Consider the following 13,267-nt stretch of genomic DNA (forward strand, 5'->3'; position numbering starts at 1 on the left):
CTTTTTTTGGGGTTGCCGGATTCTTCCCCTGATATTCCGCCTGACATGCACACCTTACTCACCCCCCTGGACTGGGGACTCGGGCACGCCTCCCGCAGTCTGGCCCTGGCCCGCCGCCTGGAGGCGGAGGGGCAGCGCGTGAGCTGGGCCAGCAGCGGCCCGGCGGCGGAGATGCTCCGGCGGGAGCTGCCCGGGCAGACGGTCCACGAGCTGCCCGCCTACCGCGTCAGCTACCCCAGCAAGAACATGTACTGGAACGTGGCGCGGCAGGCCTGGCGGTGGCGCGCCACCATCCGCGCCGAGCAGCGGGCCACGGCGGAGTTGGTGGAGCGGCTCGACGTCGACCGGATCATTTCCGACAGCCGCTTCGGGTGCCACCACCGGGAAGTACCCTCGGTCTTCCTTACCCACCAGCTGCAGCCGATCACCCATTTCGCGCCGGCCACGGCCGTCTACCGCTGGCAGCTCGGCCACTTCGACGAATACTGGGTGCCCGACGATCCCGAACCCGGCCGGTTGAGTGGAAAGCTCTCCGACCCCGCCGGCTACGAGAACGTACACTTCATCGGGCCCCTGCCCCATCTGAGCCCCTCGCCCGGCACCCCGCCGTTTGACGTACTGGTGGTGCTCTCCGGGCCGGAGCCCATGCGGTCCAGGCTGGAAGCCATCCTGCTGCCGCAGCTGGCGGCTCTGCCGGTATCGGTGCGGGTGGTGAGGGGATTGCCGGCGGCCACCGCTACGCTGGCGGGTGACTACCCCTTCGAAATCGAGAATTTCGCGGACACGGCCCGCCTTTCCTCCCTGCTGACGGCGGCCCGCTACGTGGTGGCCCGCTCCGGCTACTCCACCCTGATGGACCTGCGGGGGCTGGACAAGAAGGCCATCCTCATCCCCACTCCGGGGCAAACCGAGCAGCTGTACCTGGCCCAGCGGGCCCAGCTCCAGGGGTGGGCCGTGGCGGTGATGGACCAGGAGCGGCTGGACCTGCGGCGTTCGCTGGAGCGGCTGACGGGAGCGCCCCTCGGTTAGGAGAGCTGACCCAGGGCTTCCTTCATCGCGCGGTACTGCTCGCGGGCCGTCACCACCTTGGGGGGGGCGGCGCGCACCGAACAGTCCTCGATGGGGCAGTGCTCGCAGGTGGTGTTGACCACTACCCGGGGGATGGCCGGGTCGTCCACGAAGGCGATCTCCTCCCGCACCCGGTCGTTGATGAGCAGGCCCAGGGTTACGCTTACGTTTTTGCCCGGGCGGGGGTGGTCGGTACGCGCCAGGGTGAGGCAGAGGTATTCGTCGTCGGTGCCGTAGTAGCGGCTGCGCTGGGCCTCGATCCGCAGGTTTCCCCCGGGTTCGGCCGCCATCCGCTGGAGGAGGTTGATGCTGATCCACCGGCGGCAGTAGTGCTCGAGCAGTCCGCTCTCGTGGGGGTGGTGGCGGCGGCTGAGGTGGAGCTCCTTATCGATGACGAAGTCGTCCGTCCCCGCGTCGTGGGCGAAGCGGAGGAAGAACAGCTCCGGCAGTCCGAGAAACTGGGGGATCACGTTGGTGAGCCGGTGGTAGAACATCTCCGGCGTGGCGTTGAACCGCTGCATCAGCTCTAGGAAGGCGGCGGGCTCCCACCGCGGGCGCTGAAAAAAGCCGCGCAGGGCCTCGGTGAAGGGCCGCAGCGGCAGGTGGAGGGCCACGCTGAAGTAGGTGGCCTTGCTGTGGTTGAGCACCTCGCTGAAGACGCGCCCCCGCAGGATGCTGCTGGTGTTGGCCCGCTCCTTGAGCTTTAGGTAGTTGAAGGCGATTTCCTTGCCGAACTGGAAGCTGCGCTGTACGGGGCTCAGCTTGCCGTTGAGCAGCAGGCGGCCGCTTTCGGGGAGGTAGACCGACCGCAGGCCGGCGAGGGCCGGCTGGTCGTCGAGCCCGTGGGGCACGATCTCGTAGCCGTAACGGTCCTCGAGTAGCTCGGCCAGCACCCGCGGCGGCAGGGGCCGGATGGTGGGGAGGTTGAACTGCTCGGCGAAGGCGTCCACCGCCCGCTCCAGCTCGGGAAAGTAGTTGGCGTTGAGCTCCAGGTAGGAGCGCAGGGCCGCGAAGTAGAAGTTCTCCTCCCTGAGGGCGTAGCTGCGGCTGATCTCGAGCAGGGTACTGATGAAGGCTCCGACCTGCAGGGGGGCGGCGGCGATGATCTCGGCCACCTTGCTCAGCTCGATGCCGAAGAGCTCCAGGGGCAGTTCGTTCAGGAAGTTGGACTGCAGCAGCTGGCTTACCGGTGCGAGTTCCCGCCCGAGTTCGCCGTTGGTCAGCTCGGCCGCGGTGGTGCCCAGGGCGGCGGCCAGTTGCTCGACCTTGTCGCGCTTGGGGAATTTTTTGCCCTTCTCAATTTCGTTGAGGTAGGACAGGGAGATGCCCGCCTCTTTGGACAACTGGTCGAAGCTGAAACCCTGCTGCAGGCGCAGTTGCTTGACTTTCAGGCCGAAGATGATGCGCTCGTTGGCGGTTTTGGCGTTCATTGCGGGCAATTTACGGCGGGGCAGGCGAAAATTCGCTCAGGACCGTGAATGGCCGGCGGCGCGCGGGGAGCCTATTCCCACTCCAGGGACTCCACGATACGGAAGATGTCCTCCTTCACGTAGGCGATGACCGGAGCGAGGCTATCGGGGTTCACCTGGGTATCGAAGTAGAGGGCGCCGCGCAGGAAGTGGCGGGTGGTGTCGGTGAGGAAAAACTGGAAGGGGCTGGCGGCCGGCCCGGCGATGTCGAAGGCCACGCCGTGTACGTCGGCCGAGTCGCGGTGAATCACGATCTCCTCAATGTCGCTGGCGCGCTGGTTGTGGACGCCCACCAGCTGGAAGGCCTCGTCGCGCAGCTCCTCCCACTGGGCGTAGGAGCTTACGGGGTAATAGCTGAAGTGGATGCTGCCGTTGAGGGCCGGGGGCAGCCGCAGGTCGAACCAGCAGGGGTCGGCGGGGGCCTCGTCGAAGAAGGTAGTTTCCTGTACTACCTCGGTGCTGGCGGGCCGGTCGAAGGTGAAGTGGCAATAGTCGGCGGCCAGCGGCACGTAGGCGCGCTCGGGGTAGTCGACGCGGGGATAGGAGCGGGGTTTGGGCACCGGCGGAACGTCTTCGCCGCAGGCGGTGACCAACAAAAAAACGGGGAGGCAACAGAGCATCAGGATTCGCATGCGATCCTAACGCCCGTTACCGCCCCGGGGATTGCCATGGCAGCGGATTACTTCCAGCCACTGCAGATGATGCCAACGTCGGTCTTCTTGACGATCTGCTGGCGTTCGGTGTCGCCTTTCTGGACGGAGATCACGTAGCGGCCCTTGGGCAGCTTCTCCAGAGAAAGGTGGATGGTGTAGCCGTTGTGGTCGTCGATGCGCTGGGCAAAGTGTACGGCCTCGGTTTCGTAATCCAACAGGCGGATCAGGGTACGCTCCTTTTCCAGGTTGGCAACGGTGAGCTCAATACGGTCGTCGTAGACGACACTGCGCGTAATGAGGGGTTCGGCGTCCGGGTTCGGCAGTTCGATGGCGGGGGCGCCGGTACTGAGGATAAGGGACAATAGCAGGGTGAACATGACTAAGGGATTTTGATGAGGAACTGACAATGAGGCGTTTGCCTTGAATGACGGTAAGATGGGAGCAGCGTTGCACCCCCCTCAACTTTTCCCGATATTCCAAGGCGGAATCTCGACGAACCGCGTCCGCCCGGCACTCGTTTTTGGCCCCGGCACCCGCGGCCGCGCCGACAAAGGCCACGTCGGGCGCACCTTGGACCGCTTTGCGCGTTCCGGGGGGTATGGAAGCCGCGCTGCCCGACCTCGACCGATACTCTCCCCACCAGAAGCTGCAACTGCTGGAGCGACTGCTCAATGACCTGAGCGCCCGGGGCGTCCTGCCCCCCAGTACCCTGATGATGATGGCCGCCGACGTGATGGAACTGGAATACCGGGAGGACGACGACCTGCTGTGCTTCCAGTGCCTGGACCACGAAATGGACGGCGAATGAAGCGGGGAGAAATCTGGCTGATCAACCTGGATCCGACCGTCGGAGCGGAAATCGCCAAAAAGCGCCCCGCCCTGATCGTGAGCGCCGACGGGGCCGGCAAACTCCCCCTGCGCATCGTGGCCCCCATCACGAACTGGAAGCAACACTACCAGCTGGTGCCCTGGATGGTACGCCTGCCCGGCGACGACCGCACCGGGCTGGACAAGGACAGCAGCGCCGACTGCTTCCAGGTGCGCAGCATCAGCGAGAAACGCATGATCCTCAAGATCGGCGAGGTCAGCGAAGCCCAACTGGCCGAGGCCGCCGCGGCGCTGGAGACCGTGCTGGGCATTGCCGACTGAACCCCTACCCTACCCCTATCCCGCTATGGAACGCCTCGAAAAAACCCCCGACCTGCTGGAACAGCTGCGCGCCTTCGACCTCTTCGACGACGTGAGCGACGATGCCCTGCGGTGGCTGATCGAGCGGTCGGACTACGTGATGTACCCCAAGGACACCCACATCTTCCGGCCCGGGCAACCCGCCGACCATATGCAGGTGCTGCTGAGCGGCGGCTACGTGATCCAACGGGAGAACAAAGGGCGCAAGCAGGACCTTGGCATCTGGAAGGCGCCCCTGGTAGCCGGCGTACTGCCCTTCAGCCGTATGAAGGAGACCCCCGCCGACGGCATCTGCCTGGAAGATACCTACGCCCTGCAGCTGCACCGCGACTGCTTCGTGGAGATGGTGAACACCAGCTACGCCCTGACGCAGGCCCTGGTGACCGTGATGACCAACCGGGTGCGCGACTTCCAGCAGATGCGGCTGATGGACGAAAAGCTCATGGCCCTGGGCAAGATGAGCGCCGGCCTGGCCCACGAGCTGAACAACCCGGCCGCGGCCATGGTCCGCAGCAGCCGCGAACTGCACCGCCACCTGGTGCAGACGCCGGAGCGCTTCAAGGCCGCCATCACCATGCGGGTGGAAGAAGCGGCGGTGGACCGGATCAACGAGATCCTCTTTGAACGGGTGAAAGCCGCGCCCGGCGAACCCGAACTCGGGCTCATGGAAAGGGAAGAGCGCAGCGATGACCTCCACGACTGGCTGGAGGACCACGACGTCGGGGAGGTGGATACCCTGGTGGACACCTTCGTCGACTGGCACTTCACCGTGGACCACCTCGCGCAAATCGCCGAAGTAATTCCGCGGGAGGCCCTCTCCCCCGTCCTGCAGTGGATAGAGACCAACCTGACCACCGAGTCGCTGGTCACCGAAATCCAGGCGGCCAGCAACCGCATCGCCGAGTTGGTGCAGTCGATCAAGGTTTACAGCCACATGGACCAGGAGCCCAGCCTGGAGCCGGTGGACGTCCACGAGGGCATCCGCTCCACCGTGACGATGCTGAACCACGTGCTGAAGAAAAAGAACGTGACCCTGACCAAGGAACTGGGCGAAAACATCCCCCGGGTGAAGGCCCTGGCCGGGGAGCTCAACCAGGTGTGGACCAACCTGCTGAGCAACGCCCTGGACGCCCTGGGCGACGCCGGCGGCAAGCTCATCATCCGTACCTTTCAACAGCGCGACTGCGTGTGCGTGGAAGTGGAAGACGACGGCCCCGGCATTCCCGAGGACATCCAGAGCCGCATCTTCGAGCCCTTCTTCACCACCAAGGGCGTGGGTGAGGGTACGGGCATGGGGCTGGACATCGTGCGCCGGGTGATCGACCACCACAACGGCTCGGTGAGCGTGACCAGCGAGCCGGGGCAGACCGTTTTCCGGGTTTGTTTCCCGGTGGAGTAGCCCATTTGCCGCCCCCCCGCGTTAGCAGTGGCGGACATTGATCAACGATTATACTCATCTTACCATGGCCAGAGACCGGAAACCCATCATCCTGTCGGTCGACGACGACCAGCAGGTCCTGCGCTCCCTCAAGCGCGACCTGCGCAGCCAGTACCAGGACGACTACCGCATCATCAGCACCACCCAAGTGGAAGAGGCTCTGCAGGCAGTGGAGGACCTCAAGAAAAAAGGGGAAACCATCGCCCTCTTCCTCTCCGACCAGCGGATGCCGGACATGCTCGGCGTAGACTTCCTGGAAAAGGCCAAGCCCCACTACCCCAACGCCAAGCGGGTATTGCTGACGGCCTACAGCGATACCGACGCCGCCATCAAAGCCATCAACGAGGTGCAGCTTGACTACTACCTGCTCAAGCCCTGGGACCCGCCGGAAGAAAAGCTCTACCCCATCCTGACCGAGCTGCTCGAAGACTGGAAGCTCACCCACCGCCCCGCCTTCGAGGGCATCCGGGTGGTGGGCTACCAGTACTCCCCCAAGTCGCACAACGTGAAGGACTGGCTGGCGGCCAACCTGCTGCCCTACGAGTGGATCGACGCCCGCAGTCCGCAGGGCGAGGAACTGGTGGAGCTCCACCGCTGCAAGGTGACCGAACTTCCCCTGGTCATCCTGGAGGACGGCACGGCCTTCAGCGACCCCGGACTGGATGAGGTGGCCGAGGCCCTGGGCATGAGCGCCACGGTGCAGGAAGACCTCTACGACGTGGTCATCATCGGCGGCGGCCCCTCTGGCATGGCCGCGGCGGTCTACGGCGGCTCGGAAGGCTTGAAGACGTTGGTCATCGAAAAGCGGGCACCGGGCGGACAGGCCGGCAGCAGCAGCCGCATCGAGAACTACCTGGGCTTCCCCAGCGGGCTATCGGGCTCGGAGCTCACCCGCCGCGCCATGGCCCAGACCCTTCGCTTCGGGGTGGAGGTGGTGAGCCCCCGGGAAGTGACCGGCATCGAGATCCGCGACAACTACAAAATCCTGACCCTGGACGACGACAGCCGGGTGCGCACCAAGTCCGTCATCCTCACCACCGGCGTGCAGTACCGCATGCTGGAGGCCGAGGGCGCCGACAAGTTCAACGGGGCTGGGGTGTACTACGGGGCGGCCACCACCGAGGCCCGCGCCTGCGAGAACCACAACGTATTCGTGGTCGGCGGCGGCAACAGCGCCGGGCAGGGGGCGGTATACCTCTCCAAGTTCGCCGAACGGGTGACCATCCTGGTGCGGAAACCCGACCTCACCGCCAGTATGTCGAGCTACCTCATCGAGCAGATCGAGTCGATCGACAACATCACCGTCCAGGGCTACCGGGAGGTGGTGAAGGTCTGCGGCGACGATGACCGAGTACAGCGGCTGGTCCTGCAGAACCTGGAGGACGACAGCACCGAGGAGGTGAAGGCCGACGCCCTCTTCATCTTCATCGGGGCCCGCCCCCGCACCGAGTGGCTGGAGCGGGGGCAGATCATGACCGACCAGCGCGGCTTCGTGATCACCGGCCGCGACCTGCTGGCTACCCCCGAACGCAGCAAGAGCTGGCCCCTGGAACGTAACCCCTACCTGCTGGAGACCTGCCAGCCCGGCATCTTCGCCGCCGGCGACGTGCGCAGCGGGGCCATGAACCGCGTGGCCTCCGCCGTGGGCGAGGGGGCCATGGCCATCAAGTTCGTGCACGAGTATTTGGGGGGATTCTGAAGGAGAGAAGCGGAGTACAACTTGTACTTTAGCTTGTCACAGTTGCCTCCTATCACACCTGGCGGCGGTTGACCGCGGCATTGAACTAAGTGCATCTTATCCGAATAAATCAGCTGGAACGGTCTCATATGAGGGTTGAAACAGCATTGTTTTGATATACCCTTGACATTGGTTACATCCCGCGGATATATAAGGTATCAGTAGCCATTTTGATTATTACCCGGACTGTACGAAAGTCCGTTTGACAGGGGGCAAACCATCAGACCACCTAGAGCATGGTGTTTTATTGCTCGTTGCAACCGTTAAGACAACTCGCATTGTATCCGGGTCTGCATACCGTTGAGCAATCGCCACAGGGACTACCGCAACTGCACTCTGCGCTACCGCAGGGGGCGGGAAGAGGGTCGCATTTGTCGCAAGAACACGAACATCCTCCGGCGGACTTTGCTAAATCTGCGTCAATTCTAGAAATACTTAATCCGTAACCCTCCACCGGGGTCAATCTATCTACATAGTTTTTCGTATGCTCAAAAACTTTCACGAAGAGATTTGCCGCAAAGTCACTTTCCAAATCTTGCACGATCAACTGGTGATTTAGGAACGTCAAACGCACGCTGGAAATACTGCCAGGGAACTCTATTTCGTCATATAGCCCGAAGTCGAACTGGAGATACTCAATATGGCCTTTTGGAGTCTCCATTTCGAATGTCATGACTAAATGTAGATCGCCATTCGGCTTCACCCTATTTTCTGCGAACACGACCTTTCCTTTAGCAGTAAAGGGTTCGCGTAATTCTGAACCGTAGGTTTGGCCTTCGTCAATTTTATAATCAGCAACTAATCTATCCGCATTAAACTGCGTGTCAGTAATCTTTGGAGCCATCGCTTCTGATTCAGAACAGGAATTAATACAAAACAATAAGGTAGACGAAACCAACAACATGTAAATGTATTTGCTCATGACCCGGGTGTTTTCTTCATTAAATGAGAAGGCGACTAATCAGATACCTTCCAGTTCAGCGGACTGCATATGTAATATAAGACTTTTCACGTATAGCAACAAGAATTCTTGTTGCAATTTTTCTCATGCGCAGTAGACTCCTCTCGACCTGGTTTGGGCCTGTAGCGGTTTGAGCATTCACGGATTTCGGGCCGACCAAGCAAGAATACTAGGAAATACGCAAACTGCTGAAGGAGGCTTGACCGCACCTATGCCGGTTTCATATAAAACCGGTTTTGGGTACTGATGCATTAAGGCGGCAGCATTTCAGTAAATACTGTCTCATCTACTGAGACCCGCCCGGGGCATCTTCGCCGCCGGCGACGTGCGCAGCGGAGCCATGAACCGCGTGGCCAGCGCCGTGGGCGAGGGGGCCATGGCGATTAAGTTCGTGCACGAGTATTTGGGGGGATTTTAGGGGTGCCGCCGCGGGCTGCAGCGGAGCTCACCTATTGTTCTTTGCCCAGCGCGCTGTGACCGCCAGGTGGATGTAGTCGATGCACAACAGGTGCCGCACCTTCACCCCGATGGCCGCCCTGTAGGTCTACTCCGCACGGCTTGACCTGTGCGCCTGGGGGGTTAGCGTAGGTATGCTGCCAGCCAATTCTGCTTAGGTATATGGTGTTTTGTCAGTAGGATACTCTCCCCATAAAAAACGCCTGACACACTTTATGCAACACTTCCTAATTGAGCGGAAAGGCTATTTACATTTGGTTTTCAGATTAACTAGTTCTGGCATTAGATCGACTACATATGACTGCACCAATGACTCCCCTATTGACATAGTCTCAATGGTTCTAATAGGTAGGTATTCAGGATTCAAAGTGACTATTTCTTCTTTCTCAATATTGCCGTTAACGCGTCTGACTTGCGTTTGGTAAACGATACTATCTCTATTCATGGAAATAGTGCAGTTGCTTTCGCTTAAGCTGCCAAAGTGGTCCCAGTTTGGGCTGACTATGCACTCACCTTGTTTCAAAATCAGATAAGGTATCCATTCAGATGTACCCAGAACGCTAACCTCTTTATACAATACATCGTTTTTAACTTTGAACCGTTCTTCCGATTCGGAGTGAACACATTTCTTTTCGGCGGATATTCTTTTCGTCGATAAAAGGAAACCAGACCTATTAACACGTTTGGTAGATAGTTTAAAGTCGACGATAGAATCATCACTACGTCTAACCTCAACCGTCGTGATTACCATAAAATCTGTCGAAGAAGTCTCAGACAGGCACCCTAGTGTAAGCAGAGTCAGAAGCCCCACTATGACAGTTTTGCTAATTTGATTTGACATGCTTACGTAGTTTAGCGTCAAGCTTTTTCTTAGCAGCAGACACTGGTCCGGCTCCTCTTATACTTGAAAGCTGTTTAATGAAAACGGAAAATCTTTTTTGCGAAGGAGCTCCGTTCAGATAATCCCTGTGATCATCAACCCCCAGCCAATTATTTTCTTGATGCTTGCTTTGAATACGCAAAGCGTCTTCTACACATCCGGACCTACACTGATCGGCAAAGTCCGTGGCAAATTGATCAAGATGGGTAAATGTTTCATGTCCCAGCGTAACCGCGACTTCATCGACAGATTTATCTTTCGTCCCAATACGAACACTGAAATCTGCAGTTGTTCCATCTATCTGAGCAGGAAAAGTGCTACCTCCGCTGACGTTTGAGTCAAAGGTGTAGCTCAGGTCCGACTCTGCAAATCGGCCATTCTTCTCAAATGTGACATCGCCGATTGCGTCTCCCTCTTCTGCAAACTCGGATAAAAAATTGAAGCCTTCTTCTGTTTGAGCAAATGCCTGAAGGGCCTCTTGGGTGCCGGCATCAAGCTGGTTATAATCTACACGGTCATACTCGCCGGTTTCCTGATTATACTGAAACCAATTGAGGCGCTTTCCATCAGGATCGATATAAAGTATAGGGTTGTTAGCAACGTAAGCATAAGGGCTAACCGGTGCGTAATCAGAAGCAAGAGGGTCAACTTGGCCCCAGTTGGCAATGGCCGGATCATACCACCTGGCCCCATAATCATACAAACCCAGCTCCTCATTTAGCTCCTTGCCATTATATCGGTAACGGTTTTCCCCTTCTTCAGCGCCCTGCGACCACACTCCGTCCATGGCCAGTCCGAATGGGTAATAGTGGTTTTCCTGGACGATGTCGCTGCTGTCCACCAGGCCGTCTTCACCCAAATCTCCAAACACAATCCGATTGTTCCCCAGCTGATCGGTGAGGTAGTAATAGTAGGTGGCCAGTCGAGGCTCGGTGCAAGGAACGGTATTGACCAGCAGTTCCGTGCCCTTTGGCACGGTCCATCCGATGCCCAAAGTTACCGTTTCCTGACCCAGAAAGCGGTAGTTCCCGCCGCCGGTCAGACTGGCATCGGAACTCAAGTGCTCGGCGCGAAACGTTTCATCCATTCCCTGCAAGTTAGCGGTAGTTACGTGAAGCGTGGGCACGCACGGCGGAGCTAGGGTATCCAGGGGACGCGCGAAGCCTTGGGTGGGCTCGGTCGCTTTTCGCCCCAAACTAGCCCTCTTCAGGACCGCGAAAGGGGCAAGCGGATTAACCGCTGGGCCCCTTCTGCGTTCAGAAAAAACGGGACAGCCCCCCGACTAATGATTACCGATGAAGCGCCCAATACTCGCGCCACGTCCATCCCGCCTTAAAGCGGCCCGGCGTGGCGCTACTCATTGGGCGCTAGGTAGATAAAGACTACTGTCAACAATCTCCGTTGTTTTAATCCAGTCCACTCTTCCCCCGGTATCGGAAAATTTAATCATAAATTCTTTAGCTTTCCCGAAAAGTAGCATAGGTCCTTCACTTTCTACTAGCTGTTTCCTGCTAACGAGAGCTGCATAAACGTGTCCATTTTGAAAATCTGAAAAGAAAATTGTGTACAGACAACTGTCCAAATTTATAGGTTTAAGAAAGGTAAATTTGCCGATATCATGTTCCCAAGGATCATCGTATTGGTGCTGTAAATTGTAGACATATTGCTCTTCGCAACTATTACCCTTGTAAATTTCATTTACAATATTGAGGTAATCTATACTATCACAATCGATTAGGGCACTAAAGCCCATGTATGCAGGCCATATTATACGATCTGACAAACATATATCCACACTAGTGAGAGCGGGTTCATCATTTTGAAGCAACTTGACAATTTCTGCCTTAGATACTGCAGAGGCCGAGCTTTTGTCAAATTGGCCTCGGTCAGCGTCACGGCACTGGAAAATCGAAAGTACTCCAAACACTAAGAGAAAAGTTACCTGCATCTTAATAACCACGATATATCTTTTTGCGGGCAGGACTCTCTCGACCAATGCGTATATCGTAGATATGATAGGGATTATATTTTGATGTATAGTAATTAACTCGTAATCTAAATCCGAGCTCACCTCTTATCTTGTTCATAAAGCTTACGGTTCTGCCCGGGCGATAATCAGAGGATCCGTCAGATTTGTGAAGAAAGTCACTATATCCACCCCCGGCATGTTTCGCACCAGTACGAGTATGGACAAGCTCATGGAGAAATCGCATTCCTCCAGATACGTTCAGCGGTTCTAAGCCAACATCCACACCGCTTTTTCGGTAACTCTCGACTTCGTCGAAATTCATCTGTACCTCATTTGTTCCCGGTATCACTCCAGTATTTGCATCAGGATTTTCCTCGCTTCTGTATGCGTTGACAACTGTGACGACTTCCTCATCGTCAATAACATTCTGTACGAACTCAGCGGCAGTCTTGCTACCACCCCCTTCATCTGTTTTATCCCCTAGTTGTAGTTCTGTTCCCGCTATGCTGACGCCGCGTCCAGTAATGGAAGCTACATCCACCAAAAATCTCACCAAGTTCACTCTAGCATTCTCATCGTAATTGCCGCTTTCATCCTTTTTGAGAAATTCTGAAATATCAATTCGCATACCATCCGGATCAACAAAGTTGATCGGATTGTTAGCAACGTAATTATATGGGGACATTGAGGCATAACTATCCGCTAATGGATCGACCGTAGTCCATCTAGAAATCGCCGGATCATACCACCTAGCCCCGTAGTCATATAGTCCCAGTTCCTCGATGAGCTCCTTGCCATTATAGCGGTAACGGTTTTCCCCATCTTTTGCGCCCTGCGACCACGCTCCGTCCATGGCCAGTCCGAATGGGTAATAGTGGTTTTCATGGACGATGTCGCTGCTGTCCACCAGGCCATCATCACCCAAATCTCCAAACACAACCCGATTATTTCCCAAATGATCGGTGATGTAGTAATAGTAGGTGGCTAGTCGAGGCTCGGTGCAGGGAACGGTATTGACCAGCAGTTCCGTGCCCTTTGGTACGGTCCATCCAATGCCCAAAGTTACCGTTTCCTGCCCCAGAAAGCGGTAGTTCCCGCCGCTGGTCAGACTAGCATCGGAACTCAGGTGCTCGGCGCGAAACGTTTCATCCATTCCCTGCAAGTTAGCGGTAGTCAGGTGAAGCGTGGGCACGCACGGCGGAGCTAGGCTAGCCGGGGGACGCGCGAAGCCGAGGGCTGGCTTCCCTCACTCCGGCCGTGGAGGATACAGGTGGTGATTTGGGAGATTTTTACCTCCACTTCCCTACGGCGTGTGATAGCATCCGGTACTGATTGCTACGCCGGGCCACAGGCCCGACAGCCCGCTCCGGGACCCTCTGCGCCTCAGTGGTTTCCTTCGGCCTACATCGGTGATGTCCGGGACCCTCGGAGGTCGTGCGGCTGCGCC

Annotated in this window: 13 protein-coding genes; 5 read left to right on the forward strand and 8 right to left on the reverse strand. The window is 57.8% G+C overall.

Features of this window, described 5'->3' with window-relative positions:
• The first annotated feature begins 45 nt into the window (after positions 1-45).
• Positions 46-1,029 (forward strand): glycosyltransferase, encoded by a 984-nt coding sequence (locus CGL56_RS18095; RefSeq protein ID WP_143470715.1) that lies wholly within the window; start codon positions 46-48, stop codon positions 1,027-1,029.
• On the opposite strand, the gene CGL56_RS12735 is transcribed toward CGL56_RS18095, so the two are convergent.
• From CGL56_RS12735 to CGL56_RS12745, 3 genes are all read right to left on the reverse strand, one after another.
• Entirely contained in the window at positions 1,026-2,498 is a 1,473-nt protein-coding gene (locus tag CGL56_RS12735) for a helix-turn-helix domain-containing protein (RefSeq protein WP_099106948.1), read from the reverse strand. The two genes, CGL56_RS18095 and CGL56_RS12735, sit on opposite strands and share 4 nt — an antisense overlap.
• 71 nt (positions 2,499-2,569) lie before the next feature.
• Entirely contained in the window at positions 2,570-3,169 is a 600-nt protein-coding gene (gldD, locus tag CGL56_RS12740; protein WP_167641587.1) for a gliding motility lipoprotein GldD, read from the reverse strand.
• Positions 3,170-3,216: 47 nt separating this feature from the next.
• Complete coding sequence (locus CGL56_RS12745) at positions 3,217-3,567, reverse strand: hypothetical protein (protein WP_099106950.1); 351 nt, start codon at positions 3,565-3,567, stop codon at positions 3,217-3,219.
• A 221-nt stretch (positions 3,568-3,788) separates the two neighbouring features.
• On the opposite strand from CGL56_RS12745, the gene CGL56_RS12750 reads away from it, so the two are divergent.
• The 4 genes from CGL56_RS12750 (at position 3,789) to CGL56_RS12765 (ending at position 7,515) form a co-directional block, all read left to right on the forward strand.
• Complete coding sequence (locus CGL56_RS12750; protein ID WP_099106951.1) at positions 3,789-3,998, forward strand: hypothetical protein; 210 nt, start codon at positions 3,789-3,791, stop codon at positions 3,996-3,998.
• The gene (locus CGL56_RS12755) at positions 3,995-4,339 is read left to right on the forward strand and encodes a type II toxin-antitoxin system PemK/MazF family toxin (RefSeq protein WP_099106952.1); all 345 of its coding nucleotides are present in this window, start codon (positions 3,995-3,997) and stop codon (positions 4,337-4,339) included. The genes CGL56_RS12750 and CGL56_RS12755 overlap by 4 nt, the downstream gene beginning before the upstream one ends.
• Positions 4,340-4,364: 25 nt before the next feature.
• Positions 4,365-5,777, forward strand: a complete 1,413-nt coding sequence (locus tag CGL56_RS12760) for an ATP-binding protein (protein ID WP_099106953.1) — start codon at positions 4,365-4,367, stop codon at positions 5,775-5,777.
• Positions 5,778-5,841: 64 nt separating this feature from the next.
• Positions 5,842-7,515, forward strand: a complete 1,674-nt coding sequence (locus CGL56_RS12765) for an FAD-dependent oxidoreductase (RefSeq protein WP_099106954.1) — start codon at positions 5,842-5,844, stop codon at positions 7,513-7,515.
• A gap of 283 nt (positions 7,516-7,798) precedes the next feature.
• Here the strand turns inward: CGL56_RS12765 and CGL56_RS18100 are convergent, their stop codons facing one another.
• From CGL56_RS18100 to CGL56_RS12780, 5 genes are all read right to left on the reverse strand, one after another.
• Entirely contained in the window at positions 7,799-8,476 is a 678-nt protein-coding gene (locus tag CGL56_RS18100) for a hypothetical protein (RefSeq protein WP_143470721.1), read from the reverse strand.
• 739 nt (positions 8,477-9,215) lie between these two features.
• Positions 9,216-9,812: a hypothetical protein gene (locus CGL56_RS18105; RefSeq protein ID WP_143470723.1), complete on the reverse strand. Its 597-nt coding sequence runs from the start codon at positions 9,810-9,812 to the stop codon at positions 9,216-9,218.
• A complete protein-coding gene (locus tag CGL56_RS12770; RefSeq protein ID WP_099106955.1) occupies positions 9,796-10,938 on the reverse strand; it encodes an RHS repeat-associated core domain-containing protein in 1,143 nt (380 codons plus the stop codon). The genes CGL56_RS18105 and CGL56_RS12770 overlap by 17 nt, the downstream gene beginning before the upstream one ends.
• 270 nt (positions 10,939-11,208) lie before the next feature.
• Complete coding sequence (locus CGL56_RS12775; protein ID WP_143470725.1) at positions 11,209-11,778, reverse strand: hypothetical protein; 570 nt, start codon at positions 11,776-11,778, stop codon at positions 11,209-11,211.
• Positions 11,779-11,800: 22 nt separating this feature from the next.
• Positions 11,801-12,973 (reverse strand): RHS repeat-associated core domain-containing protein, encoded by a 1,173-nt coding sequence (locus CGL56_RS12780; RefSeq protein WP_099106957.1) that lies wholly within the window; start codon positions 12,971-12,973, stop codon positions 11,801-11,803.
• Between the last annotated feature and the right edge of the window lie 294 nt (positions 12,974-13,267).

The sequence above is a fragment of the Neolewinella marina genome, assembly GCF_002631205.1.
GTDB lineage: Bacteria > Bacteroidota > Bacteroidia > Chitinophagales > Saprospiraceae > Neolewinella > Neolewinella marina.

Excerpts from the sequence above, each read along its gene's own strand:
- CGL56_RS18095 (WP_143470715.1), top strand. The coding sequence starts at position 46 with ATGCACACCTTACTCACCCCCCTGGACTGGGGACTCGGGCACGCCTCC.
- CGL56_RS12735 (WP_099106948.1), bottom strand. The coding sequence starts at position 2,498 with ATGAACGCCAAAACCGCCAACGAGCGCATCATCTTCGGCCTGAAAGTC.
- gldD (WP_167641587.1), bottom strand. The coding sequence starts at position 3,169 with ATGCGAATCCTGATGCTCTGTTGCCTCCCCGTTTTTTTGTTGGTCACC.
- CGL56_RS12745 (WP_099106950.1), bottom strand. The coding sequence starts at position 3,567 with ATGTTCACCCTGCTATTGTCCCTTATCCTCAGTACCGGCGCCCCCGCC.
- CGL56_RS12750 (WP_099106951.1), top strand. The coding sequence starts at position 3,789 with ATGGAAGCCGCGCTGCCCGACCTCGACCGATACTCTCCCCACCAGAAG.
- CGL56_RS12755 (WP_099106952.1), top strand. The coding sequence starts at position 3,995 with ATGAAGCGGGGAGAAATCTGGCTGATCAACCTGGATCCGACCGTCGGA.
- CGL56_RS12760 (WP_099106953.1), top strand. The coding sequence starts at position 4,365 with ATGGAACGCCTCGAAAAAACCCCCGACCTGCTGGAACAGCTGCGCGCC.
- CGL56_RS12765 (WP_099106954.1), top strand. The coding sequence starts at position 5,842 with ATGGCCAGAGACCGGAAACCCATCATCCTGTCGGTCGACGACGACCAG.
- CGL56_RS18100 (WP_143470721.1), bottom strand. The coding sequence starts at position 8,476 with ATGAGCAAATACATTTACATGTTGTTGGTTTCGTCTACCTTATTGTTT.
- CGL56_RS18105 (WP_143470723.1), bottom strand. The coding sequence starts at position 9,812 with ATGTCAAATCAAATTAGCAAAACTGTCATAGTGGGGCTTCTGACTCTG.
- CGL56_RS12770 (WP_099106955.1), bottom strand. The coding sequence starts at position 10,938 with ATGGATGAAACGTTTCGCGCCGAGCACTTGAGTTCCGATGCCAGTCTG.
- CGL56_RS12780 (WP_099106957.1), bottom strand. The coding sequence starts at position 12,973 with ATGGATGAAACGTTTCGCGCCGAGCACCTGAGTTCCGATGCTAGTCTG.